Source organism: Methylovirgula ligni, from assembly GCF_004135935.1.
GTDB classification, from domain to species: Bacteria; Pseudomonadota; Alphaproteobacteria; order Rhizobiales; family Beijerinckiaceae; genus Methylovirgula; species Methylovirgula ligni.
This window is the reverse complement of sequence record NZ_CP025086.1, coordinates 2,078,522-2,104,924: the sequence shown is the minus strand read 5'-3', so window position 1 is coordinate 2,104,924 and position 26,403 is coordinate 2,078,522. Positions and strand designations below refer to the sequence as shown.

The window sequence follows — 26,403 nt, the reverse complement described above, 5'->3', positions numbered from 1 at the left end:
ATCGCCATGGTTTTTCTGTCTCCGGGGTTCGGCAAACGCAAGGTTCGAGAGGCTTACATGGCTGCTCGGCGCCAAGCGCTTCGTTTTCCATGGGTGATCTGCGGACTGGGCCTCGGCCTTGCCGCGATCAGCTTCACCTGGCTTGTCCTGCCGGAGCCTGACTTCGACGGCACCGCGCCGGCCCGCGCCCATATGGTCTCCTGGTTCGGCACCTTGCTAAACGAGGCGATGGCCGGGCTCGAACAATTTGTCGAATCCGGCCGTGCGCATGGGCCGGAAACAGCCCGGCAAGAAAGCCCGCCTCTACCGCCTATCGATATCGGCCAGCAGCTTGGCCTGGACCTCACCGGCCTGCGCGAGGCGCTCCCCTATTATAAAGCCGGCGATCTGACGCAGGGCGACGCCCAGGCGAGGCGCGCGACCGATCCGATCGTCCGCACCGCGCTCGAATGGGTCGCGCTGCGCAATTCGCGCGATGCCGGGCAAGACCGTTTCCACGCCTTTCTGATCGCGCATCCCGATTGGCCGGCGCGCGATTTCCTCGTCCGCCGGATCGAAACCGGGTTTTACCAGAACCATTCCGACCCGGTCTTGATCGACAATTTCTTCGCCACACACCAGCCGCAGACCGCGCTCGGCAAACTGGCGGAGGCGCGCGCCCTGCGCGAGCAGGGCAAAGACGCCGAGGCGCAGGCGCTGGTGCGCGATGTCTGGCGGCATTCCGACCTTCTCGCCTCGCTCGAAGCGCATGTGCGCAGCGAATTCGGCGCCTATCTCAGCGCCGCCGATTACAAGGCCCGTGCGGACCGCCTGCTCTATGAAGAAGACAACGCCGGCGGCCTGCGCAATGCCGCGCTCGCGGGGCCGGACGAAGTCGTGCTGGCACGCCTGCTCGCCGCCACCAACGATGATACGACAAGTGACGCGATGTTCGATGCCGTGCCGCCGGACTTGCGGCACGATCCGGCTTTCCTCTACGCCCGCATTCACAAGCTGCGGCATGAGGACAAGATCGCTCAGGCGGCCGCGCTCATGCTGGCCGCGCCACGCGATCCTGCCGTGCTGATCGACGGTGACGCCTGGTGGATCGAGCGGCGGCTTCTAGCCCGCAAGCTGCTCGATGCCGGCGATCCGGCGACGGCCTATGAAATCTGCAACGAACATGCGGCGGAATCGAACGAGACAAAAATCGACGCCGAATTCCATACCGGCTGGATCGCTCTGCGTTTCCTCAACGATCCGGTGCGGGCCGCGCATCATTTCGACGTCGCCGCTGGTCTTGCGCAAACGCCGATCTCCATCGCCCGGATTTCCTACTGGCAGGGCCGCGCGGCTGAAATCTCCCAGACCGACGATGCCGATCTCCGAGCCAAAGCCTTCTACGAGAAGGCGGCGGAAAGGGCTGCGACCTATTATGGCCAGCTCGCCCGGGCGAGACTCGGCCTGCGCACGATCGCCTTGCGCAGCCTCGCGGCGCCGGTGCCGCCACGCCCGCAACGCGACGAAGCGGTGCGCATCGTCGAGCTTTTCTTCGCCATCGGCGAGAAGGACCTCGCAATGGCGCTGGCGAGCAGTACAGCAGACCATTTGACGAGCGAGGCCCAGGTTGCCGCGCTCGCCGAGGTCGTCACCGCCCAGCACAACGCGCATGATTCCCTCATCATCGGCAAAGTGCTGGCGCAGCGCGGCATATCAATCGATGCCCTCGCCTACCCGACCTACGGCATCCCCGCCTATACGCCGGTGGAGAATTCGGCGCCGCCGGCGATCGTCTATGCCATCGCGCGGCAGGAAAGCGCCTTCGACGCGCACGCCATCTCTTCCGCCGGCGCGCGCGGGCTGATGCAGATGATCCTCTCGACCGCCAAACGCACCGCCGAGCGGGTGAAGATGGATTTCGATGCCGGGCGGCTGCTGAGCGATGCCGCCTTCAGCGCCAAGCTCGGCGCGGCGCATCTGGGCCAGCTCTTCGAGGAGCAGCGCGGCTCTCCCATCCTCGTCTTTGCCGCCTATAATGCCGGCGGCCGGCACGTGAAGGAATGGATCGATGCCTATGGCGATCCGCGCACGCCTGGCGTCGATCCGATCGATTGGGTCGAACGCATCCCCTTCACCGAGACACGCAATTACGTGCAGCGCGTGATGGAGAACTGGGCGATGTACCGGGCGAGCTTCGCGGCGCTCGACGAGGCCAAGGCCGAGACGGCGAAGAGCGCCACGGCGAAAGCCGATGCCGCCAAGGCCGCGCCCCAAACCGATGTCGCCCTCAGCGACCCGGCGAAGTTCTGACGCGGCGCCCACGGCAAAAAACCGCGCTTAAGTTCCCTGCGCCGAAGACTGTGGTAGAAGAGGCTCTTGGCCTTGACCCATCTGGCTTCTCCGTAGATGACCCGCACGCAATCCGCCTATGTCGATTGGTTCGTCAGCGCGCAGGACGGGCTGCGGCTGCATCTTCGCGATTACGGCAGCCCGCTTGACCCCGGCCTGCCGGTCGTCTGCCTGCCGGGCCTTGCCCGCAATGGCGCGGATTTCGGCCCGCTCGCGGAAGCGCTCGCTGCCGGCGCGGCAGGACAGAAGCGCCGCGTCATCGCCGTGGATTATCGCGGCCGCGGCGAATCCGATTACGATGCCGACTGGCGCCATTACGATCTTGCCTTCGAGAACGCCGACATTCAGGCGCAACTCGCGGCGGTCGAAATTCACGAGGCAATCTTCATCGGCACCTCGCGCGGCGGCCTGCATGCGATGCTGCTCGCGGCCGCACGGCTGGCTTTGGTGCGCGGCGTGGTGCTCAACGATGTCGGCCCGGTGATCGAATTGCAGGGCCTCTCCCGTATCCGCCAATATCTGCGTTATCCGGCCGCGCCGAATTCGCTCGCCGACGCGATAGACTACGTCCGCAAGACGATGAGCGCGCATTTTCCCGCGCTGAGCGAAGCCGAGATCGAGGCTTATGCCCGCGCGTCGTTCCAGAAGCCGGGCGGGACGTTCGGCGCGACCTTCGACCCCAAGCTGGTGAAGCCGCTCGAAGCCCTGCGGCTCGACGAACCGCCGCCGGACTGCTGGAGACTTTTCGAGGCGCTGGCGGACGTGCCTTTGCTCGCCATCCGTGGCGGCAATTCCGATCTCCTCTCACCGGAGACTTTCGTCGAAATGACCCGGCGCCACAGGAACTGCGCGACCTACGTGGTGGAGGGACAAGGCCACCCGCCGCTGCTGATGGACGATGCGGCGATCGCCCGCATCTGCACCTTCGTGGCCGAGGCGGAAATGGCCTAGACGGGAAAACACCGCCTCCGAGCCGTGCTTGCGCCTTGCCATCGGGCCGGGCCTCGGGCATATGGTCCCCACCCGCTGGAGACGTGGCCGAGAGGCTGAAGGCGGCGGTTTGCTAAACCGTTATAGGGTTGTAAAGCCCTATCGAGGGTTCGAATCCCTCCGTCTCCGCCAGCGCGTTATTTATCCCCGTCCACTATCATTTACCGTCGTTATGCAAGCCGCTGATTTTGCAGCTTTATATGGGTCTGCGCTCGGCTAACTGCTCAACTTATCGACGCACGGCCGGGAAACCTCTTCCGCGCCAAGAACCTTCTAGGTCACGCATTGGGGCGCCGCTGGCGCCCTTACAAGTCTATTGTGATCAGACGCGAATGGCTGCGCGAGCAGCAAAGCGCAATGCTCTGCCTCGGTGCTGCTTTCTCGGCATCGCTTTGCACGCTGTCGCGGTGATCCACGATGCCGTCGACGACTGGGGTCAGGCACATGCCGCAGATGCCGATCTCGCAGGACAACGGCACGTCGATGCCAGCCTCGACCAGAACCGATGCGATGCTGCGATCGGCCGGGATGTCGAAGACGCGCCCGCTCGACGCCAATTTGACCTGGAACGCGGCGTCGCCTGCCGTCGGCGCGGTAACCTCCGGTGCAGCGAATGCTTCGCGATGGATATGGTCTTCGCGCCAACCCGCCGTCGTGGCCTGATCGGCTACGTGCAGCATAAAGCCTTCGGGGCCGCACAAATATAGCCGCGCCGCGTGCAGCGGTGCCTGAATACTGGCGGGCAACCCTTTTCTACTGCCATCGCCAGCCTCGCTGGTATGCAGATGGACTTCGCCGTGGCGGAACCCGGCAGCCAGGCGCCTGGCGAACGCCGCATCCCTGCGGGATGTCACGTAGTAATGAAGTTCGAAACGCGCTTTCGATTGATCCAGCGCCTCCGCCATCGACAACAATGGCGTAATGCCAATACCTCCGGCCATCAGGATGTAATGATCTGCGGGCTCCAGCGCGAACAAGTTGCGCGGCTGCGAGATCTGGAGCGGATCTCCGACTCGCAAACGGTCATGCACGTAGGCGGAGCCGCCCCGGGACGCCTGCATTCGCCGAATGCATAGCAGATAATGATCCCGGTCTCGCGGTGAACTGGCGATGGAATATTGACGGACCAAGCCATCGCCAAAATGCAGATCGACATGCGCGCCCGCCTCGAACGCGGGCAAGTGCTGCTCGTCCTGCGCGACCAGGCGAACGGCCAGGTTGCCCCGCCCCTCCGCCATGATCGCATCAACAACGACGGAAATTTTCGGCCCGCTCAACTCACCGCTCCTCTACGCCGGTGAACGACATCGGAAACCAGGGCGCGGACCGAAAATGCAGAACAAGAACATTTGGCGTTACAACGCATAGACGGGGGCGTCCATCGCGTCGACCAGATGCTCTTCCGCCCAAGGCTGAGGCTTGGACTCGCGTGGCAGCAACACCGCGGCGGCGCGCACGCGCTGGCACTCGGCCGAAAGGGCCGGCGCCGGCTCTCCGCGCTGAACCGCATCGGCCGCGTCCAGAAGCGCGCGACGAACCATCGCGATGGCACGATCCGTCGGCAAAAGCTTTTCGTTTTCCCGATTCTGGATCGGGCCCATGCTTTCCTGGAGCGAAGCGTCCTGCATCGCGAAACCGCGAATGCCGCTGTAAGTGGTGAGATCCTTCTGCGACTGGCGGTCTATCAGATAGTCGTTATCGCGATTGGTCTTCGTCTTGAAAGTACCAGGGATCAAGTCGAAGTGGATGCCCGCGCCGCGACGCATTTCTGCGCGCTCGATTTCGGTCAGCGGCTTGTCCGGCCGGAAGCTGATGCTCCACGTCCAGCAATGGCAGTCATCGATGGGCACCCAAATGTGCCCCGTCAGCGGGTGATCGCCGGAGGGCGGAATGAGCGTGAACCAGGGAAACAGCCATTGGGTCACGCGCCAATAATAGGAATCGATCTCGCCGTTTCGACGCCCATAAATCGAAAGGCCAAATTCGGTGTCGTCGATCTCGAAGACAACATTGCCATCGGCTTTCATATAATCATTCGACTTTGAGCCACGGTAGGCCGGGTCCTCGTCGATCTCATAGCGGTGCACATACGAGACATGCGCCGTGTCGATGCCGCCCTCCATCGCCTGCAAATAATTGCATTCCTGAATGCGCTTCGAAAAAAATACATGCGAGGGATCGAGCTCACACCATTCGAGCGCGGGAGGCACCGGCTGGAGTTCCTTCGGCCCCATATAGGCCCAAATGAGGCCGCCACGTTCGACGCAGGGATAGCCTTTTATTCCCATCTGCTTGCACGCCTGCGGCGCTGAGGGAACATCAACACATTCGCCAAGAACGTTGAATTTCAATCCGTGATACGAGCAACGGATGCCGTTTTCCTCGTTGCGACCAAAGAAGAGCGAAGCGCCTCTGTGAGAGCAGAATTCGTCGACGAGGCCGGGACGCCCGGTGCTGTCGCGGAATGCGAGGAGATTCTCCGAGAGGATCTGCACACGCAACGGCGCACAATCGGGCTCCGGAAGTTCGCTCGACATCAGGATCGGCACCCAATAGCGGCGCATGAGTTCGCCCATGGGTGTGCCTTTACCGGTCCGGACCAATTTTTCAGCAATTTCGGCTTTCATCTAGCGACCTCTTAGTGGTTCAGTGAATGCACGTGCGCGGAACGCGCCCTCGTATTCGTTGAGATGGACTGCAGGTTTCTCGGTCGAACCCCGTTCGGCCGGATTTCCGTTGCGCCCTATCCGTTCGCGTGGCGGCTAGGCCACGCGGCGATGGCCCTGCTTGGCCTTCTGGATGAGTCTGTAAACATGGGTGCGAAGTTCGGCGAAGTTCGGCGCATTGCGCGTCGTCAACTGATCCCGCTCCGCTGGAAGATCGATGCGAATATCCTCTAGGACCTCCGTCGGGCGCCCGGACAGGACCACGACACGCTGCCCGAGATAGATGGCCTCCTCGATATCGTGGGTAACGAACAAGACTGTGGTATTCAGTTGTTTCCACAGCTTCAAAACGAGGTCTTCTAGGTCGGCCCGCGTCTGCGCATCGACTGCGGCGAATGGCTCATCCATCAGAAGAACCTTCGGCTCGTAAGCAATCGCTCGGGCAATCGCCACCCGCTGTTGCATACCGCCGGATAATTGCCACGGATGTGATTGGGCGAAATCGTCCAACCCGACGGCATCGAGCGCTTTAAGCGTCATTTCGCGACGTTGCGCTTTGCCGATTCCCTTTTCCCGCAAGGGCAGTTCCACGTTCTGGAAGACCGTGAACCACGGATAGAGCGACCGCGCATATTCCTGGAAGACGACCGCCATGCCCATCGGCGGGCCCGAAACGCGGCTCCCCGCAAGAAACAGCTCCCCGCCCGAACGCGAGAGAAGCCCCGCAATACACCGCAGCAATGTCGTCTTGCCAGCGCCCGATGGGCCGACGATGCAGACCAGCTCACCCGGCATGACTTCCAAAGTGATGTTGCGAATAGCTTCAGTACCCGACGGATAGGTTTTCGCCAGCCCTCTGATACTGAGTGCAGCGCCAGGTATGTTATCAGATGCCACGGCCACCTCCTCGCTGCGTCTTATGCATATTGTCGTACCAGTTGAGCACGCGCGCCTCGACGAAGCGGAACATCGCGGACAACACCATGCCCAGCACGCCGAGAAGCAGAATACCCGTCCACATTTCGGGAATCGCAAAGCTTCGTTGGAATTGAACGACCGTGAAACCGAGACCGTTATTGGCGGCGAACATCTCCGATATCACCATGAGAATGACGGCAAGAGACAGTGCTTGCCGCGCGCCGGCCATGATCTGCGGGCTTGCGCCGCGCAGCACGACCGCAGTGAGGAAGGTTCCGCGCCGGAAATGATACGTCTGCGCGACGTCGCGCAAGGCGCTGTCCAGCGCGCGCACGCCCTCGGTGGTGTTCAGCAACACTGGCCAGAATGAACCGAATGCAATGACGAACACCTTCATGGTCGTGCCGATACCAAGAAGCAGCATGAGCACCGGCACGAGCACCGGGGCCGGAACGGCACGGAAGAATTCGGACACCGGCTCAATGAACGCCCGGAGCTTCGGCGAAAGGCCGATGGCCATGCCAAAGGCGATACCGAATATGACCGCGGCTCCATAACCCGCCAGCAGCCGACCGATCGACGGCAATGCGTCGGTCATCAGCCGTCCCTGCATCCAGGTCGGACCAAAGTCGGCCAGGATGTCGCTCAGCGGCGGAAATAACATGCTGCTCGAATCGCGCGATGAAATCCACCAAGCCGCGAGGAGAACGGCTGGAAGGCCCACGAAGTAGAGCACATGCATAATTACAGGACGCCAGGTGCGCCCGATGCGCGACGGTCTCGGTGACAAGGTTTGCGTTATCGCGCTCATGCAAGCTCCGATCGAACTGATACGTGCCACCTCAGCGCCCAGCGCTCGAACCGGCGGACCACGAGATTCACGAGCAATCCAAGAATACCTGTGACGAAGATCAGCGCATACATGGTCGGAACGTCGCCACCGCTCTCCGCCAGTACGATCGATCGGCCGAGGCCATCCGTGCCGATCAACAACTCGCCCGTTATTGTCAGCATCAGCGCGACCGCCGCCGCGAGCCGAAAGCCTGTCATCGCGTAAGGCAATACGGTCGGCCAGATCAGATCCCGGACGATCCTGCCCGTGCCGAAGTGGTAGACTGCCGCCGTATCGCGCGCCACGGGGTCCACCTCGTGTACGCCATAGATGACCTGGATATAGATCTGCCAAAACGAGGCATAGACAACCAGCAACAGCGTCGCGGCGCGACCCGTGCCCAACAACAGAATCACGACGGGAACCAGCGCGACGGAAGGTATCGGCCGCAGAAATTCAACAGTCGAATTGGTCACATTGCGCAGAAGCGGGACCGAGCCGACCAAGGTACCGAGCACACCTCCAGAGACAGTCACGATCGCTAAACCGGCACCCCAGGTCAGCAGGGTATTCCCCAGCGCCGACCAAAACACTTCCCCGTGAACAAGCGACCACAGCGAGCTGAAGATCACGGACGTTGGTGGCAGATACTCCGGATCAATAACATGCCTATCCGGGATGAACTCCAGCAAAGCGAGAAATGTGGCGACGCCCGCACTCCCCAGAACGAAACTCCGCCATGAACGATTTACAGATACCCTGCTCACGAAACGATAGACTCCGCAAAATTCCGGCCGTTTTTGGCTCGCGGTAAGCAAGCATCAAACAGGCCAATTTTCCACGCTGCGACACTCATGAATATGTCTCTCTCTCTCGAGAGTAAAAATGGGCTTCAAACATACCCCGCACCGGTTCATGGCGCCGGTGCGTAGAAAGATTTGGTGTCCGGAGCCTTGTCCAGCACTCCAAGCTTGACCATGGTTTGGCCGACGCGCGTCAATGTTTCTCGATTCACCTCTGGCAGATAAACCGGCAAATGAATTTTTGCCGCGATGGCGGGCTTGATGCCGGCAATTTTCACGAGCGCCGCCCGATACTCGTCGGGATGGGCCATGACATATTCCGCCGTGTGCTGATGCGCCCGCTGGAAAGCCGCGACCGCTTTCGGATTCGAAGCAAGGAAGCTTTCGGTCGTCAGGGAAATGCCAATCTGCGTGTGCGGGCCATACTCCGCGGCCAGATAGAGGACCGCATGAAAACCCGCGGCCTTTGCTATGCTGAGGAAAGGTTCGACAACGTAACCCGCTGCGATCTGTCCGCTTTGAAGAGCCGCCATGACATCGGGCAGCGGCATTTCTGCCCAATGGGTTTGCGATGGCGCGACGCCATATTTTTCCAAGGCAGCGAGCGACAAGACCATGCCGATGTTGTTCAGTTCGTTCGTGCTGATCAATTTGCCGGCGAGGTCCTGCGGTTTCTTCACCGGCGAATTCGGCGGGACGATCAGAGCGGCATAATCATCATGAATATCGGTGCTTCCGGCCGTGCCAGGAGAGACGATCACAACAGGGACGTGGTGGCTGCGAAAAATCGTGAAAGCCACGACATCCCCGCCGGTGAATTGCACATCCCCTGAAAGAGCCGCTGCGACCTCCTGCGCCCCGCCGGGCATGCTCATCACTTGCGCATCGAGGCCTTCGTCTTTGAAGAAGCCCTTTTGAATGCCGAACTTGATAAAGGCGGTTGGAAGGCCCGGTGTCTCGGCAACCCGAATTTTCGTGAGCGCTGCTGGAGCTTGGGCGGACGCAACCGGGGCGGAAGCAAGCTGTACGATACTCGCCGCAACGAAGAGCAGCCCGCGCCAATTGAGTGACCTGCGGTCGACCATGCTTTCTTTTCCTGACATTGGATTATCTCAAGGGGCCGCCGGTCAACCGGCGGGATGTAAGGTTCACATCATCGCTGCGCACAGTTCATCTACACTGCCGTTTCGCGTGCTGAACGCGCCTGGCTCGCTACAAGCGTCCGACCGCGACCGAACACAGCCGACCCTCGGCGCATTTGCTTCGCGTAATATGTATGACGGTATACCATTAGTTTACTCACGATAATGTGTTAAGCGACGCCAGAATCACCGCCTGCCGTCTTCCTGTCACTTGGAACAGAGTGGCGCGTCACGCCTCGCAAGAATTGGACCGCTCCACGTTGCGCAAATAAGAAATTTTGCGACGTGGTATGAAGAGCGAATGCAAAGATGGGCTGCGGCGAGTCGCTGCCTGCCATGGCTGTGATAAACGTGATTGATCGGACCCGCGTCGAGATGTCTTCCAGTGCGAAGCCTTCGCAAATATTTGCGACTGCGTTTATACCTCCTGGAGTGATTGCCGCTTTCTTTCGCAACTTGATTTAATAGCGATCACGATCTCGCCGCAGGACGCGGCATGTCATCAGCGACGTCCGACTTTCTCGAACTCAAGCACCTGGCGGCGCTCAGCTCGCCGGCGCCGCGCTTTTTTAAATGAGCAGACGAATGCTCAAGACGTTTTACGCGAATTGATAGCGCTCAAGTAAAAGTGAGAAGCGTTCTCGCCCCGGGACCTACATCAAAATATGTCCGGCAAACGAGCGTGAGAGCGCGGACCTGTGCAACTATTTTCCGCTCTCGTATCATAGTCGGCAGCGCAGGCCGGCGGTGTAAATCTACGAAAATGCCAAATGCTCAAAAGTCGCTTATTCTTCGCAACGGCCGCACTTTAGCGCAAACCATATCTCAAAATTCAAGTTGCCATCCAAAGGATAATTACTCATATATATGATGGAATTCCATCATATTATAGCTTGCAAGCCTGTTGTTTCCATCAGGGTATGCCGCGAAAGAATTTTCGCGGTTTTATCCGGTTAGCCCATCCATATCGCTGTTCTGACATCGGCGTAGCGTAATCGGACCGCCCGCTATTTCTCAATAACGTGTGGGCTTTCTTTCCGTTATACTTGACGGAGAACGAATCTTCGAGGGATCGTATATTGAATTAGGTGCCCAGCCTTGAGACTACTGATGAAGCGGAGGGATTGTGTCAGATAGTGAATCACTAAAGGTGGAACGCATATCATCGACGTTGCGTGAACGAACGCTCGAAAAAATGCGCGACGCCTTCGCCACCTTGCATTTCAAGCCCGGCCAGAGACTTGTCGAGCGCGATCTCTGCGAACAATTAGCCGTCAGTCGAACAGTCGTCCGGGAGGTCCTCAGGCAACTTGAGGCCGAAGGGCTCGTCGAAAATGCGCCCAACCGCGGCCCAGTTGTGGCTCACGTCTCTCCCGACCAGGCCGGCCAAATTTACGAGATTCGAGGCCAACTCGAAGGTTCAGCCGCGAGAGTCTGTGCGTTGACCGCGACGCCTGATTTAATAAAGAGGCTGAAAGCCACCCTGAAGACGATACGCGACAGTTATGCGCTTCAATCACCTGTAAAGGTTCTCGCCGCAACGACGACCTTCTATCAGATTCTCTTCAGACATTCGAAGCACGACATTGCCGGGCGAATTGTTTCGTCTCTGCACGGTCGCATTAATTTTCTGCGCGCGGTGACGATCGCTACGCCGCGGCGCGACAGGGACGCTCCAAAGGAGATGGCCCTGATCATTGATGCCATTGAGCGGCGCGACCCGGACGCCGCAGTCCAGGCATGTGTCGCTCATGTAAATAACGCCGCGGCCCTCGCCCAGGCGGCACTGGTCGAATATTACCGGGAAGCGGAAAAAGAACTTCCCCGGCCCTCCTTAAGAAAATGATCCCTCGCGGGTATGGCTTTCCAGTTGAAGGCGCATAAGCGCTGTATCTGATTCCCCATAGCTAAGGCCCGCGAACATCCTATTCGGATTTTAATCCGCCAATGCAGGCGTACTTGATCTCTAAAAATTCGTCGATGCCATATTTCGAGCCTTCTCGGCCGATCCCGCTCTCTTTGATTCCACCGAATGGTGCCACTGTGGTCGAAATCAGGCTTTCGTTCACGCCGACCATTCCAAACTCGAGCGCCGCCAACACTCGCCATGTCCGGTTCAGGTTCTGACTATAGAAATAAGATGCGAGCCCGTAACGGGTATCGTTTGCCATCTCGATGGCTTCGGCTTCCGTTTTGAATCTGAAGAGAGCCGCAACCGGTCCAAACGTCTCTTCCTGGGCGATCAGCATTTCTGAGGTTGCACCGGAAATGATCGTCGGCTCGAAAAAGGATCCGCCAGCCGAATGTCTGTGACCGCCGCGAACAACTTTCGCGCCTTTGGCGACAGCATCGGCGATATGCGCTTCGACTTTTTCGACAGCGGCAATATTGATCAGTGGTCCAAGATCCACCTGTTCATTTTCAATGCCGGCCCCGACACGGAGCTGACCCACCGCTATAGAAAGCTCCGAAAGAAATCGCTCATAAATGCCGTCTTGGACGAGAATCCGATTTGTGCAGACGCACGTCTGACCACAGTTACGGAACTTCGAATTGATCGTACCCCGCACCGCATCTTCGACATCCGCATCATCGAAAACGATAAACGGCGCGTTGCCTCCCAATTCCAGCGATAGCTTTTTCATCGTTCCGGCCGACTGCGCCATCAGCTTCTTTCCGACGGCCGTTGATCCCGTGAAGCTCAGCTTTCGGACGAGATGGTTTCCGGTCAGTTCTTTCCCTATTTCGGCCGGTGCCCCGGTCACGACGGAAAACACTCCGGGAGGGATGCCGGCGCGTTCGGCCAAAACCGCAAGCGCCAAGGCTGAGTAAGGCGTCGCTTCCGCGGGCTTTAAAACCAACGTACAACCGGAGGCCAGCGCCGGTGCGGCCTTTCGGGTGATCATGGCACATGGAAAGTTCCACGGCGTGATTGCCGCGGTGACGCCGATCGGCTCCTTGATCGCGAGAATAACGCGCCCATCGATATCCGTTGGAATTACATCTCCGTAGACGCGCTTTGCCTCTTCCGCGAACCACTCAATGAAGGAAGCTGCATAACGGACCTCCGCGCGACTTTCGGAACGCGACTTCCCCTGCTCTCCGGTTATGATACGCGCCAAATCCTCCTGGTTCTCCAGTATCAGATCGTGCCAACGCTGCAGGATGGCTGCGCGCTCGTGCGCCGTGCGCCTGCGCCAGGCTGGTAAAGCGCGATTTGCCGCGAGAATTGCCCGTTCCGTTTCGCCTGCCCCCATATTTGGCACGGAACCCAGTAACGCACCGGTCGCCGGGTTATCGACGCCGAAGCTGCCTCCCCCGTCTGCTTTCAGCCATCGCCCATCGATAAAGGCTTCGCTTCTTAAGAGTGTCGCGTCCCGCAATCCAAGTTCGCTTGCCGCACGTTCGCTCATCTCTCTCAAAACTCCCTCATCAACATAAAGGCAGGTAAGGAGCATCGGCACCGCTCCGCCAATGTCACTGGCCGGGAACCTCCCGGCCATGGCATCATCTAACATTATATATTATGGTATTCCATCTCTTACATTCGTACTTGAGCGAGATGGCGCCCTCGAAATGCAGGCCGGAATTCTGCTGAACCAGAAGGCAAATTGACGAAAAATATTTCGTACCGTGACGAATATATGGTCAGGGATCGTTTCGATATTCGCGGCATCCGGGGCGTAGCCCAATTGCGTGCCACATCAAAATCTGGAAATGGATCGCGGCTGGGTTCATCGCGCGGCGCCGCTGGAAAGCAAACTCTGTATCCGCTTCCACGCCTCAATTTTTTCGAGACGGCGCGCGTTGGCGATGAGGTGCTTCCTACGCAAAAGCGCCGGTTACGGAACCCGTAACCGGCGCTCGCCGTTGCACAACCCCTCGCCTACGGAGCCGTTATATTTTAATTCCTGACCCGCTCGAGAACCGGAAGATCGAGGGCGTCGTTGAGTTCGGCGGTCAACCGCAATCCCACCTGCACGGCACTGTTGATTCCGGCGACCGGCGTGGAATCTCCCATCAGATCCGGGTTCCAGATATATTCGAAATAAGGAATGAGGGTGATACCTGGTCCGATCTTGGCGCCGTAATTAAGCTCCAACATCGTCTCGGTCGGGGAAACGCTGCCGCTTGGCCCGATCAGATTGTCGACGGCCTGTGTGTATCTGTTGTTGAACCAGAAATTCTGGACGACAAGGCCGACGAAGTCTTTCGGTCGAGACTCAAATGGACCGCGATCGAACAGGCCCGCGACCAGACTGTCCCGCATCGGCGCCTCACCCGTTGTGCGTACATTGAGCGCGCCGAAGACCGTCAGGCCACGGGTATCATCGAGATCAGGCCGCCAGACCATCTGCTGCGCCTGGAAGAAGACCTCGCTCCTACCCTTGTGCGATTCAGAGGACCCGTAGAGCGGATCCGTGTATCGGGACGAATCGTATGTGAAACCGACATCGTAATGACGTGGATACTTGTCGTCGGCGAATGTCGTTTTGTAGCCCATCTCAGCGGGCACAAAGAGGCCGACGCCTTTGTTGAAGTCCCAATCTTCACCCGGAAAACCGCCATGCCCCACTGTATGCAGCAGCGGTTCGTCTTCCCAGACGCCGGCTTTCGCATAGGTGTCTTTTGTCGGCTTGATCAGCATGCGGAAACCCCAGCTCGACGTCACGAAGGACGGCGGTGCGCCGGTCGCGCCATACATGGTCGGCGTAGAGCACATGAACGTATCGAAGAGGCAATAGAGCTCCGACCCGTCGAATTCGCCACTCTTGGGTACTGTGCGACCCATGAGAATGTACATGTGATTATTGAAGAGGCTTTGATCCCAGCTGAACTCGCGGAGCTGGAACCCATCATGGTTTCCCCAGTTCTCGAGGTATGCCCAATCCGCGCCGTTGTACTTCCAGCTATGCCCATCGCCGGCGACGTTGTCCGCAGCGATATGCATTTGCGCGCCGTTGATCCCCGCGATCCGTGCCATGTCGAGATTGACGCCCAGCACGGCCCAGTTCGTAAAGAACGAGCCATGCATGATGCCGCCGGCCGGGACGTTATTATACATCCCGTCTTCAAAACCGCTGAGATAGATACCCTGGCTGGCAAGCGTTCTGCCGAAGTCCGCGACGGGCTTGGTCCGCAGATCGATCCAGTATGGTTGCGGGGTGGGCTGTACCGCGCCGGCCCAGGCGGGTGAACTGGCGTCTTTATCGCTCGGTAAATCCGCCGCTTCCGCCGCCCCATAGAAGCTTACAGCCGCTGCGATCGCTGCAGCGCTCAAGGTGGAAAGCTTCCCCGCCAATTTAACGCCCGCCTCACACGCCGACGCTTGCCGGGAGGCAGGATCGGTCGCGCTCGTTACCCCGAACAGGGCATGAGAACAAGTCAGCTTCAGCCGGCACGCAAGCCTTTCCATCACCACCCCCCAAGTCATCTTATTATAATATGTCTGATGGTATACCATAATCCCACCCGCGATAATGTGTCAAGCGACACAGAATCTCACTCTTCGGCGAGATGCCTGCGTTGCTTAGACAGGTTGACGTCCAAACTCTCGCAAGAATTAGGCCGAACCGCGAATTATAGTGGAATTTCAGACCAAGGCCGCCATACTCAAAAACGGTCTGGAAGCGACACCCGCAAGGTTACGCGCGGACGTGGCCATATGCGTGCCATCCCGATGGCGCGACGGCTGCGTTCGTTCTGAAACAAGAGCGTGGGCGACCATCACCCCTTCCGGAGCCTTTTCGGCGCCGGCTCAAGTATGCCGCCGCGATACGGGTGAACGCCACCGCTGACACCTTCAGAAGGGCTCTCTTGCTTTTCCAATATTTTGAGAGCCGCGGCTCTAGCGTGCCGGATATGGCTGCGCGCGGCCTGTGCAGCTTCCGCCGGAGACTTCGCTTTGATCGCTGTCAGCATCGCCCGCATCTCCTTCGCGCTCTCATTTGCCCGCGATGGAGATGACATCGATCTATATCTGAGAAAGTTCACGCGCGCGTGCAGTCCTTCCAGCAACTCCATAATCATCCTGTTGCCGCATCCGCGCAGAATGACATCATAAAATTCGTCGGTGCAGGCAATTCGCTCAAGGGCGTTGCCCGCTTTGTCCGCCGCCTCAAATTTCTCGAGGGCCTGTTGCATATTTTCAACGTCGTGCTGCGTGGCGCGATCTGCGAAAAGTTTGGCTGCATGGCCCTCTAATAATGCGCGCGCCTCATAGATTTGCTTCGCGTCATCGACGGTCATAATTGCGACCGCTGGTCCCTTGAAGGGCTTAATCGTGATGAGCCGCTCGGCTTCGAGTTGCCTCAACGCCTCGCGTAAAGATGTCCGACTGACCTGAAGCATTTCGCACAACAATGCTTCGATCAATCTCTCTCCTGGTGCGAAACGGCCGCTTAAAATAGCGCTGCGAAGATTCGCTACGACTTGCGCGCGGACCGGCGCGGCGATCGGCGTAACATGGAGGGATTCGTCATTAGAACGCGGCGTCGGCATATCCTTCATTGTCGCATAAATCGTCACGATGCCTTATCGCCGTGCAGGTTGAGTAAGAAACGTCTTGGAACTCCGGGTCCACTACCGCATCATCTAAAGCGATCTGAAAAGGACGCGGTCGACTCATGACACCGAAGCCACCGACAACGCCCTTTGCGAGGCAATGACAGCCAGTGTGTCAGCGCCCGACTCCAGCCCACTTACAAGGCAGATACTTTTTTTCAAGACGCTTCTAACTCATGCCGGACGCGTCGCATGCGGTGTCCGATTGTGCGGAGCCCAAGGTATGACAAGCCGCTCTATCAAAGAGACCAGTCCAACGAGCGGGACGCTTAGGATACCGAGCCAAATGATAACGACGAACGCGCGATCCATTTGCAATTGGCCGGTGGCCGACAGGAGGATACCTCCGAGGCCATTATTTGCCCCCATTAGCTCCCCCACGATTGCACCGATGATCGCGAGCGACATCGCGACCTTACAGCCTGCGAAAATTTGCGGGAGCGCCAAAGGCAGAAAAATCTTCAGGTAGATAGAGCGCCGGCTCCCCTGCATCGAGCGTCCAAGATTCTCGTAGGAGGGATTTATCGAGCGAATGCCCGCGAGGGTGTCAATCATGACCGGAAAGAAGGCAAGCAAAAGCGCAAGCAATATCTTCGGTGTGTAGCCGAAGCCAAACCAGACGATGAAAATAGGTGCCAGCGCGACCTTGGGAATGCCCTGAAAGCCCACGATAAAGGGGTACATGCTCCGTTCGAACGGGCGAAACGCCGCGACCAGGATTCCAAGCGGAACGCCGACCAAAACCGCAAGCACGAAGCCGCAGATAATCTCGAACAAAGTCGGCACGGTCTGGACGATCATCATCGGTCCGATTTCGATGGCCGCCTTAATGACGTCAATGGGACCAGGGAAAACATAACTTGCGATCCCGGAAATCGAAACGAACGCCTGCCATGCGATCAAAAGCGCGGCGAAGGTCACAAGGGGATAGAGAATTTTGCTGATATATCCACGCCCCCATATTTTCGGGTGACTCCGATCTTCCGTCTTAGACGGGTCCCTTAGCACCATGCCCTCGGCAGCCTCCATTTGAATTTCTCCCGCTCAGATCAATGCCGGTACATCGCCTGATTTCCAAGCACGCCCTCAGCTTCGAAGAGAGCGTACAGCTGCCGCTCGTACGACGCGAAAGCAGCGCTCCCACGGACGTCGAGCGATGTCCGGTCATCAAGTGTAACGCGGATATCCTCGACCACTTTCCCAGGACGTGGAGTCATGACCAATATCCGGTCGGAAAGAAAAATAGCTTCGGGTACGCTGTGCGTCACAAGCACAACTGTCTTGCCGGCGCTCCGCGCCAACCGTGAAATGTCGAGATTAAGCTGGTCACGCGTAAAGACATCGAGCGCGCCGAAAGGTTCGTCAAGCAGCAATACCGCTGGATCGTGAACCATCGCTCGACAGAGAGCGACGCGTTGTTTCATACCGCCCGATAGCTGCCATGGATAAGCATTTTCGAAAGCAGAGAGCCCAACGGATGCAAGAAGTCGCCGAGCTTCGGCCTTTTGCTCCGGCGTGGTCTTTCCCCGCATCTCGAGTTGCAACATCACATTGTCGAGCGATGTTCGCCAATCCATAAGAAGCGGTTCTTGAAAGGCCACGCCGAGAGATTTCGACGGTGATTTTACGCGCTCGCCCGCGACTTCGACATAGCCCTGCGTCGGTGCCACAAGCCCGGCGATGCAGTTGAGCACCGTGCTTTTACCGCACCCCGAAGGACCGAGCAGCGAAATGAACTCGCCGGGCACGACATCAAAATTCACCTCCGTAACGGCGAGAGCGTCCTCCCGAGCCGCGCGGGAATATTTTTTGGTCAGGTCGCTGACTCTTATAATCGCCGCGCTCACGGCTCACTCCAGGACGTTGAGATAAAAGCTAGATGTCGGCGCGGTCGATTTCATGCTTCGATATTTGCGGAGAAATCCCAAGGTCTGCACCCAATCTGAATCTGCCATGTAGCCCGGTGGCTTACCCGCCGTTGCGGCAGTGTGCAAATAAGGGACCACGGCGCCAAGCTGCTTTCTGAGCAAGTTCACATTGGCGAGCGGGAACATAGCCACGCCGGCCTCCGCTGCCGCGGCGGGATCCTTTAAGGCGTCCGCCCATCCGCGGTTTGTCGCCTGCACGAATTTCTTCAGAAGCTGCGGATCGCTGGCAATGAGGCTGTCGCTCGCGATGAGACTTTCGCCAAGCGCAGTGACGCCGAAATTGCCCATCGGTAGACAGGAGACGGCTTCCTTCGCCAGCATCTGCGCTTGAATACATTCGGCTGTCGCAAAGCCCGTCACCGCCTGCACCTGTCCCTGGAGAAGGGCGGGAACTTTCGCCGCCGAGGCGATGGCCTTGGTTTGAATTTCGTCCAGCGGGACGTTGGACAGCGCCAGCATTGCCAGAAGCAACGACGCCGACGATGAGCCGTTCGTCAACGCAACAGTTTTACCTTTGAGATCCGATGGCTTCTTGATTCCCAAGGCGGCGTACGAAATGACGACGCCTTGGGTCTTCTGCAGATAACTGGCTATGATTTTGACTTTGGCGCCCTTGCTGATCGCGAGAGCTGCCTGCCCCGCGTCGGCAAACCCGATATCGGCGTGGCCGCCATCGACAGCACCGATTGTCGACGTGGAATCAGAACCTTCATTTATGTCGACCTGGAGTCCGACGTCGCGATAATAGCCTTTGCTCTCGGCTACGATGATGGGAAGCATAAATCCCCAAATGGGCGTGTAATCAAGCTTGACGGTCAGTTGACGCAAGGGTTTGCCAGCGTCGTCCGATGCCGCCATAGCTGCATCGTCCGGAGGGGTACAGGTCACAGTCATCAAAGCAGCAAAAGCCGCGATTGTCCTCAGTCGCATAAACATATCGACGCCCCTTCTCTGGAGTTATGCAATTGCCCTGTTTGACCGTGGCCTGTCCCTAATTAGTTTCGATACGAATCGAGTGTTTCCGGCGCAAACATATCCTCGAGACGCAGGTCGTTCTTCACGAGGCCCTGCTCTTTCTGATTGCGGACCAGAGTCTCAAGCGTTTTGCGGTTCGGTTCGAAACCGTATTTCCACATTTCGATGCCGCCGAACTTCGTCTGCAGCTCCTCGATCCAGGCCGGAAGGAAGGGCAGCGAATAGCGCAGATGTCCGTCGAACATCTTGAGCGGATCGCAGAGCGTCAGCGTTTCCTGGAACGCCTCGAACAGACTCATGGCCATCCAGCGATTGGCTTCGTAGAGCTTGCGCTTGATGACGACGGTGTGCATCGGCGGGAAAATCTTCGTGCGCAGGTAATATTCCGCCTCGACCTCGCGGTGATTGCGGATAAGGCGGCGGACACGGTTCGTGCCGTCGAGGAATGAGCTCGGCGGACGCGCCGTAACCAGCGCATCGATCTTGCCATCAAGAAGCTGCTGGTTAAGCGTTTCTTCGGCCGGAATGTAGCTAATACGGATGTCGGCAGGCAGATCGAGCTTCAGCTTTTCGATACGGCCAGGCTGGTCGAGGCCGCCATTGCGCCAGATGATATCGCGCGGGTGCACGCCATATTCGTCGAGAAGGATGGCCTTGGCCCAGACCGCAGCGGTCATCTGATATTCGGGGACGCCCACGGTCGCGCCGATCAATTGCTTCGGATCTTCGAGCTTCGAGTCTTCGCGGACGAAAATGCAGGAATGACGGAAAACACGCGACAGAAAGACGGGAATGGCGATCAAATCGTCCTGGCCCCGATCGCGCATCATCAGATAGGACGACAGCGACATTTCCGATGCGTCGAATTCCTGGTGCATCAGCATGCGCCAGAAGACTTGCTCGACGCCGCCCAGGAGCAACACGTTAAGGTCAATCCCCCGCGGCTTGACCGTCCCATCCGCAAGCGGCGTGGTGCGGTCATATCGATTGCAGGCGAACGTCACATTCAGCAGACTCATTCTGAAAAATCCCCATCATGGTATTGGCCGGAGCCATATGATTTGTGATCGGGCCCTTCGGGCTCGTATTATTGTTCGTAAGTCCCGATAATCCGGTTCTGTTCGACGATGTGATTGGCATATGTGGCAAGGAACTCCGCTCGCGTCGGCGTACCCGAAACCGGCGTATCAAGGGCGTAGACCCAGAAATAATAATGGTGCAGCCCATGGCCCGGAGGCGGCTGGGGACCATCGTAGTGATAATTGCCGTTGCTATTGGGACCGGGGCGGAAGCGCTTGTCGGCATCGCTGGCCAACTCGCTCACCGTCGGCGGGACGCCGTAGAGCACCCAGTGAGTGTAGCCATTGGGAAGCGGCGCATCGGGATCGTGGCAAATGACAGCGAGTTCCACGGCCTCGCGCGGCACGCCGGTTATCACCAAGGGCGGCGCGACATTGCCTTTGTCCATCGAATATTTGTCGGCGAGCGCCCCGCCGTTCTTGAAAAACGGACTCGAAACCCGCAAGTCTTTTATGTTGAGACCCATAAAACTTCCCCTCGGAATGATGACAGATGCTCTGTCGCGCTCAGGACTGGAGCACCTCGGCCTTTGTTTTTCCGCCGACACGCTGATGGATGCGGCCGCCCGTCGCCACACCGACACAGATCAGCAGTTCGTTGGGACGCGGCGCATCCGGCGCCACAAGCGAGATCGCGTCGTAGTGCGAACGCACGTAGAGTTCGTCCTTGTAGGCAAGCGGTATGTCGATCATCGTGCCGGCCGCGCCTGTCTTGCTGACCGATGAGATCCACGCCTTGCCGCCGCCGACCGCCGCCCGGAACGCATCGCCGAAAATCGTAGTGATGCAGGCAACGACATGCTCTTGTTCGCCAGCAGTTCCGGCGATGCCGCCTTTTCCATAGCTTTCGACAGGCCTGCCCTTGAGGAGTCCTGCAGCGCGCCGGCCGAGTTCGCGGCCGAGCTCCGCGCTCGGCCCGATCAGCTTCGAAAGATCCGCAACATAATGATCGGCGAAGGGATTGCGAATGACGACCGCGGTCGCTGCTTTGATCAGCGAGGCATTCCCAGGCGCCCCGCCTTCATGTTCGATCTCCTGGACGAAATCGTACCAGGCTCGAATTTCATAACCCTCAATCGCCGTCTTATAGGTCGTTGTCATTGGTGCCCCATTGAATCGTTTCTCATACGTGCTGACGTCACGCTCGGCCGCTCACCCACGTGATCCCGTCACGTCGTACATCGCCGTTTCCAGCATCGTCGGCGTAAATTGATTGCCCTTCGACATGCTCCTGCTTGCCGCGAAATAAGCGGAGCGTTCCTGGCACCGATCCGTGGTCGGCCTTTCCCGCTCCTGCCAATCCCGCAGGGCTTTCTCGAGATCTTGCGCGCCGCTGACAGCTACGGCCAAACTATAGGCGTTCATCATGCCGCAGCCGGCACCTTGCGCGAGCGCGGGACACATCGCGTTGGCGGCATCGCCGATCAAGGCCACTTTTCCGGTCGTCCATTTTTCAAGGACAGTCGTTTCATAGCCATCGTAACGGCCGGCCAGCTTCGCCGCTTCCTCGATGACGGGCCTTAACTCGGGGAAATTCTCGGCCCAAAGATCGCCGTCGAGCGGAACGCGCGAACCTTGCGTGTCCTCACGCGGTGCCATGAACGCGACGTAGAGATTCTTCTCGTCGCACGGCACGTAAAGTATGCGCAGAACACGCGGCTCCAAGTTCCAGAAATCGATGACGTTGTCCCACTCGCCGGGGCCGAGTTCGGCCTTTTTGCGCGGCACGAGCAAACGCGTAATGCCATCGCGCGATTTTGTGCGAGTCTGCTTGAACCCGAGGGAATCCCTGACCTTCGACCCCACGCCATCGGCACCAAGGACGAGATCCGCTTTCAGTACCTCACCCGAAGCAAGCTGGATCGCGCCTTCCGGATCGGCCGAAACGACTTCCGAATTGACAACGATCTCAACACCGGCGCGCCTGGCGGCTTCGAGAACAGCGCTATATAGATTTTGCCGCGTCATGGTCCGCCAACGAATGGGCCCGAACGTCTCCTTGGATACCGTCTTGTGCTGGAATCTCGTCTCGTAGACGGGCGGCTGAACGGAGTTCGCGAAGACGTCGGCCGCCGCACCCGTTTTCTCGAGGACTCTCAAACCATTTTCCCAGAGGAAAATGCCCGCGCCGAATTGACGGAGCTCGGGGCTCTTTTCGTGCACGCGAACCGTCCAACCCCGTTGCCGGAGCGCCGTCGCCGCAGTGAGGCCGACATAGCCGGCGCCAGCGATTTCCGCGTGAGGCGCCTTGGCCTTGGTGCTGGACTGAACTTGCGGCATCTATTTTCCTTTCCAAACCTTGGAGGCCTCGCGGCCCGGCTTAATGACTGAGCCCCGGCTCAAATAGTCTGCGCAAATTCGCGAATGGCTTTTGCCATTGTCGCGGGTGCTTCCTCGGGGACGTAGTGATCGGTATCCGGCACGATCAGGCTTTTGAAGTCGGGCCGCAGATGCTGCGTACGCTCGAAGGCCATCTGCGAGACGAGCTTGCTCTCCTTCCCCCGGACGAGCAGTATGGGCCGGTCAACAACCCGGACCGCCGGCTCGAAATCTTCGCGCAATCCGGCGGCCGTCGCCGCCATGCCGCTTGGATCGGCCAGCGGATGAAACACTCCGTTACGCTCGACGTAGCCGTAGGTCGAGCGCCGTTCGATAGCATCGGGCGGCATGAGCGGATAGCGTTCCGACAGATAGCTGACGATCTCGTCCTTCGATGCAAAGGTACGATTCCCGCCGATCACGCGCTTTTTGAGCGTGTCGAGAACGATAGGCTCGATGAAAGGCGTGAATTCGACAGCAACGACGCCAGCAACCAACTCTTTTTGCATCGCCGCGGCGACGACTCCATTCCGCGCGCCGAGCGAATGGCCGACGATGATCGCCGGACCGCTGGAGGTCGCTTCTATGAGACGAAGAATATCGGAAGCAAAATCCTGACCCTGATAGCCTTTGCTCGGCTTGTCACTGAGACCGTGACCGCGCTGATCAACCGCGATCACATGGTACGACTCCTGCAAGGAATACAGGATCGGATCCCAGACCGATGCATTGGCGGAGATGCCATGCAGGAAAACCATGAGCTGTCCTTGGCCTGCCTCGCGTAGATTGAGCGTAACCCCTCCCGCCTTTTTCTTATGCGTTTTCAACGACATATTTACTCCAAAGAAGGCTTTTGCCGTACGTCCGCGTCTCATACGGTATTCAATATTCGGTATGACCGTAATACAATCATGCGCCATAGCTCCGCGTCAACTTCTCTTTCTCGGTTTCTCGGGCAGGCGCCGTGGCGGCTCCCGAATTTGTGAACAACGGGGGTAGAGTCCCGCCGCACGGGCGAAATTTCAGGGGCTCTGGGGACGTAACTTACGTGCAAAGAGCCCGCTCGAAGTTTTTTGGGCCAGTTGCGGGCGGCCAAAGCGCATCAATAGTCGGGGCTGTTCAGCCGCCCTGCCCTGCGCCGCCGATCAGGCTGGTTCCGGCGCGCTACCAAAATCGCAATGCAACAATGCGGTTTCCTATTTTTAAGAACGCGCGTGGCGATCGCGTTACACAGCAAGCGAATTAAGCTCGCCCAATAGAGAACGGGCTGATTGCCCCCGAGCTTCTGCGTGGCAATATCCAGCTTCATTAACGAAACTAAATCCCCGAACAAAATGGTCGCGAAGCCTCTGTTGGCATATGCTCGACGCATTGTTCGGTCTTTGGCAACGCAAAATCAAAAACAGTCAGCAACGTTGTCATAGCTTGATGGAACGTTAGGCGCGCTCAATTAGGCGCGCGATGTGTCAACGACATCTCGGACTCTTGTATGCTGAAGAAAACGGGAGCCATGCCATGAATTCCAACGACGATAATTTTGATAAAAAGCACGAACACAAGCGCGGAATGAGCCGAAGAAGAATTCTGCTTTCCGGTACCGTATTAGCTGCCACGTCTGCGATCGCGCCGCAATTTGTGCGGGCGGAAGATGAGAAGTCGACATCGCCTGCGTCCGGCAAAAAGTCCAACATACTCGTCATCTTCGGTGATGACATCGGCCAGTCCGACATCAGCGCCTATACGTTCGGATTGATGGGCTATCGGACGCCCAACATCGATCGGATCGCCAAAGAAGGCTTGATGTTCACGGACTATTACGCCGAGCAAAGCTGCACCGCCGGTCGCTCGTCCTTCATCACCGGACAATCGGTGATCCGCACGGGACTATCCAAGGTCGGGATTCCTGGCGCGACGGTCGGGCTGCAGCCCGAAGACATCACCATCGCCGAAGCGTTGAAGCCGCTTGGCTACGCCACTGGCCAATACGGCAAGAATCATCTCGGCGATCGCAACGAATTTCTACCGACGGTGCACGGCTTCGATGAATTCTTCGGCAATCTCTATCACCTGAACGCGGAGGAAGATCCTGAGGATCCAGACTATCCAAAGGATCCGGCTTTTCGCGCCAAATTCGGGCCACGCGGCGTTTTGAGGTGCAAAGCCAGCGAAACCGACGACCCAACTGTCGATTCGCGCTTCGGCCGCGTCGGCAAGCAGACGATCGAGGACACTGGTCCGCTCACGAAAAAGCGCATGGAAACGATCGACGATGAAACAACGAGTGCAGCGATTGACTTCATCCAACGACAGGTCAAAGCTGGCAAACCGTTCTTCTGCTGGATGAACACGACGCGTATGCATCTTTACACGCATGTTCGTGCATCAATGCGTGGCCAGAGCGGCATGCCTGACAATGAATATGCCGATGGGATGATCGAGCACGATGGCGATGTTGGAAAGTTACTCAAGGTGCTTGATGACCTCGGCATCACCGACGATACAATCGTCCTCTATACGACTGACAATGGTCCCCACATGAACTCGTGGCCGGATGGTGCGATGACGCCGTTCCGCAGCGAGAAGAACACCAATTGGGAAGGCGCGTATCGTGTGCCAGCGATGGTGCGTTGGCCAGGACATATAAAACCCGGAAGTATTGCGAACGATATTTTCGGCAGTCACGACTGGTTCCCGACCTTACTCGCGCTCGCCGGGGATACGAGCGTAAAAGACAGGCTGCTAAGCGGATGGACGATCGGTGATCGGACGTACAAGGTTCATCTCGACGGTTATAATCAACTTGCTTATCTCACCGGGCAGCAACCGAATTCCGAACGGAAAGCCTTCATTTACTTCAACGATGACGGGCAACTCGTTGCGATTCGGTTCAATAATTGGAAACTCGTGTTCTTCGAGCAAAAGACTCCTGGCACCCTCGATGTATGGGGCGAGCCTTTCACGGCGCGGCGGTTCCCGTTGTTTTTCAATCTACGCATGGATCCTTATGAGCGAGCCGAGATCACGTCGAATTCCTATTACGCCTGGACGATCCACAAGGCGTATCTACTGTACGGTGGCCAGGCCATAGCCGGCGCATTTGCTCAATCGCTTCAAGACTATCCGCCGCGACAGAAGCCGCAGAGCTTCAATCTCGATCAGATCATGGATAATCTCAAACAACCGACCGACGACTGACAGTTGATCACAAAGTCAGCCGGCTCTGCCGGCTGACCACTTTGCGATGATCGCCGTCACCTACCGGCTGTCGGCGGTCCAACGCGTCCAATAGCCGACGAGCCACGTGAGAGACATTCTTCGGCCACCATAGTCGGCGATGACATCACACGACACTACGGCAATGGCCGGATTGGACCAATGGTGTCGCGAACGACAACAACCGGCGAACTCATCGGGGAAGACAGTGGAAATCACCCAACATGGATCGCGCGCGCTCACCAAGGGCTCTGCCGACTATTTTACCGGCTCTGTGAGTATCGAGCCGCTTGTTCAGGCGCCGGCGCCGGCAGCGGTCCGCGCCGCCAGCGTGACGTTCGAGCCGGGCGCGCGCACGGCATGGCACACGCATCCACTCGGCCAGACATTGATCGTGACCGCCGGGCTGGGATGGGCGCAGCGTGAGGGCGGCCCAATCGAGGAGATTCGTCCCGGCGATGTCGTGTGGTTCGCGCCCGGCGAAAAACACTGGCACGGCGCGGCGCCGGCCGGCGCGATGACCCACATCGCCATCCAGGAAGCGCTTAACGGCGAAGTCGTCACCTGGATGGAACAGGTGAGCGAAACGCAATACAGAAGGTGAATCGCCCACGCCTCTTCTGCCCGCAATCGTCCGGCAGCGGCA

The 26,403-nt window shown here is 58.4% G+C and carries 22 protein-coding genes and 1 tRNA gene; 6 read left to right on the top strand and 17 right to left on the bottom strand.

The window, feature by feature from the left end; genetic code table 11:
* Positions 1-57 precede the first annotated feature (57 nt).
* The 3 genes from CWB41_RS10120 to CWB41_RS10110 all read left to right on the top strand — a co-directional run bounded on the left by CWB41_RS10120 (position 58) and on the right by CWB41_RS10110 (position 3,450).
* Complete coding sequence (locus tag CWB41_RS10120) at positions 58-2,289, top strand: lytic transglycosylase domain-containing protein (protein WP_165204248.1); 2,232 nt, start codon at positions 58-60, stop codon at positions 2,287-2,289.
* A 96-nt stretch (positions 2,290-2,385) separates the two neighbouring features.
* A complete protein-coding gene (locus CWB41_RS10115; protein WP_115836834.1) occupies positions 2,386-3,279 on the top strand; it encodes an alpha/beta fold hydrolase in 894 nt (297 codons plus the stop codon).
* Between the two features lie 77 nt (positions 3,280-3,356).
* A tRNA-Ser gene (locus CWB41_RS10110) sits at positions 3,357-3,450 on the top strand.
* Between the two features lie 173 nt (positions 3,451-3,623).
* Here CWB41_RS10110 and CWB41_RS10105 read toward each other — a convergent pair.
* The 6 genes from CWB41_RS10105 to CWB41_RS10080 all read right to left on the bottom strand — a co-directional run bounded on the left by CWB41_RS10105 (position 3,624) and on the right by CWB41_RS10080 (position 9,640).
* Positions 3,624-4,595 (bottom strand): PDR/VanB family oxidoreductase, encoded by a 972-nt coding sequence (locus tag CWB41_RS10105; protein WP_245411293.1) that lies wholly within the window; start codon positions 4,593-4,595, stop codon positions 3,624-3,626.
* A gap of 78 nt (positions 4,596-4,673) precedes the next feature.
* On the bottom strand, positions 4,674-5,945 hold the full coding sequence (locus tag CWB41_RS10100; protein ID WP_115836835.1) for a Rieske 2Fe-2S domain-containing protein: 1,272 nt from the start codon (positions 5,943-5,945) through the stop codon (positions 4,674-4,676).
* Between the two features lie 135 nt (positions 5,946-6,080).
* Positions 6,081-6,881, bottom strand: a complete 801-nt coding sequence (locus CWB41_RS10095) for an ABC transporter ATP-binding protein (protein WP_207206604.1) — start codon at positions 6,879-6,881, stop codon at positions 6,081-6,083.
* Entirely contained in the window at positions 6,871-7,713 is an 843-nt protein-coding gene (locus CWB41_RS10090; protein ID WP_207206603.1) for an ABC transporter permease, read from the bottom strand. Before CWB41_RS10090 ends, CWB41_RS10095 begins: the two co-directional genes overlap by 11 nt.
* Positions 7,710-8,501, bottom strand: a complete 792-nt coding sequence (locus CWB41_RS10085) for an ABC transporter permease (protein WP_181902969.1) — start codon at positions 8,499-8,501, stop codon at positions 7,710-7,712. The genes CWB41_RS10090 and CWB41_RS10085 overlap by 4 nt, the downstream gene beginning before the upstream one ends.
* Before the next feature lie 146 nt (positions 8,502-8,647).
* Positions 8,648-9,640 (bottom strand): ABC transporter substrate-binding protein, encoded by a 993-nt coding sequence (locus tag CWB41_RS10080; RefSeq protein ID WP_115836837.1) that lies wholly within the window; start codon positions 9,638-9,640, stop codon positions 8,648-8,650.
* A 1,165-nt stretch (positions 9,641-10,805) separates the two neighbouring features.
* On the opposite strand from CWB41_RS10080, the gene CWB41_RS10075 reads away from it, so the two are divergent.
* Entirely contained in the window at positions 10,806-11,525 is a 720-nt protein-coding gene (locus CWB41_RS10075) for a GntR family transcriptional regulator (protein WP_165204245.1), read from the top strand.
* Positions 11,526-11,604: 79 nt separating this feature from the next.
* Here the strand turns inward: CWB41_RS10075 and CWB41_RS10070 are convergent, their stop codons facing one another.
* From CWB41_RS10070 to CWB41_RS10020, 11 genes are all read right to left on the bottom strand, one after another.
* Positions 11,605-13,092: an NAD-dependent succinate-semialdehyde dehydrogenase gene (locus tag CWB41_RS10070; RefSeq protein ID WP_115836839.1), complete on the bottom strand. Its 1,488-nt coding sequence runs from the start codon at positions 13,090-13,092 to the stop codon at positions 11,605-11,607.
* 491 nt (positions 13,093-13,583) lie between these two features.
* Positions 13,584-15,095: a carbohydrate porin gene (locus CWB41_RS10065; RefSeq protein WP_165204242.1), complete on the bottom strand. Its 1,512-nt coding sequence runs from the start codon at positions 15,093-15,095 to the stop codon at positions 13,584-13,586.
* Positions 15,096-15,406: 311 nt separating this feature from the next.
* Complete coding sequence (locus CWB41_RS10060) at positions 15,407-16,207, bottom strand: GntR family transcriptional regulator (RefSeq protein WP_129396460.1); 801 nt, start codon at positions 16,205-16,207, stop codon at positions 15,407-15,409.
* A 210-nt stretch (positions 16,208-16,417) separates the two neighbouring features.
* On the bottom strand, positions 16,418-17,272 hold the full coding sequence (locus tag CWB41_RS10055; RefSeq protein ID WP_115836842.1) for an ABC transporter permease: 855 nt from the start codon (positions 17,270-17,272) through the stop codon (positions 16,418-16,420).
* A gap of 20 nt (positions 17,273-17,292) precedes the next feature.
* A complete protein-coding gene (locus CWB41_RS10050; protein ID WP_115836843.1) occupies positions 17,293-18,090 on the bottom strand; it encodes an ABC transporter ATP-binding protein in 798 nt (265 codons plus the stop codon).
* 3 nt (positions 18,091-18,093) lie between these two features.
* Positions 18,094-19,029, bottom strand: coding sequence for an ABC transporter substrate-binding protein (locus tag CWB41_RS10045; RefSeq protein ID WP_165204238.1), 936 nt, complete (start codon positions 19,027-19,029; stop codon positions 18,094-18,096).
* 137 nt (positions 19,030-19,166) lie between these two features.
* A complete protein-coding gene (locus tag CWB41_RS10040; RefSeq protein ID WP_115836845.1) occupies positions 19,167-20,165 on the bottom strand; it encodes a substrate-binding domain-containing protein in 999 nt (332 codons plus the stop codon).
* Between the two features lie 68 nt (positions 20,166-20,233).
* A complete protein-coding gene (locus CWB41_RS10035) occupies positions 20,234-20,692 on the bottom strand; it encodes a YbhB/YbcL family Raf kinase inhibitor-like protein (RefSeq protein ID WP_115836846.1) in 459 nt (152 codons plus the stop codon).
* Between the two features lie 40 nt (positions 20,693-20,732).
* A complete protein-coding gene (locus tag CWB41_RS10030; protein ID WP_115836847.1) occupies positions 20,733-21,326 on the bottom strand; it encodes an amino acid synthesis family protein in 594 nt (197 codons plus the stop codon).
* A gap of 51 nt (positions 21,327-21,377) precedes the next feature.
* On the bottom strand, positions 21,378-22,505 hold the full coding sequence (locus CWB41_RS10025) for an FAD-dependent oxidoreductase (protein ID WP_165204235.1): 1,128 nt from the start codon (positions 22,503-22,505) through the stop codon (positions 21,378-21,380).
* A 59-nt stretch (positions 22,506-22,564) separates the two neighbouring features.
* Entirely contained in the window at positions 22,565-23,377 is an 813-nt protein-coding gene (locus tag CWB41_RS10020; RefSeq protein WP_115836848.1) for an alpha/beta fold hydrolase, read from the bottom strand.
* Between the two features lie 682 nt (positions 23,378-24,059).
* Between CWB41_RS10020 and CWB41_RS10015 the strand changes: the two genes are divergently transcribed.
* Positions 24,060-25,739: an arylsulfatase gene (locus CWB41_RS10015; RefSeq protein WP_115836850.1), complete on the top strand. Its 1,680-nt coding sequence runs from the start codon at positions 24,060-24,062 to the stop codon at positions 25,737-25,739.
* Positions 25,740-25,965: 226 nt separating this feature from the next.
* Positions 25,966-26,361, top strand: coding sequence for a (R)-mandelonitrile lyase (locus CWB41_RS10010; RefSeq protein ID WP_115836851.1), 396 nt, complete (start codon positions 25,966-25,968; stop codon positions 26,359-26,361).
* Positions 26,362-26,403: the final 42 nt, after the last annotated feature.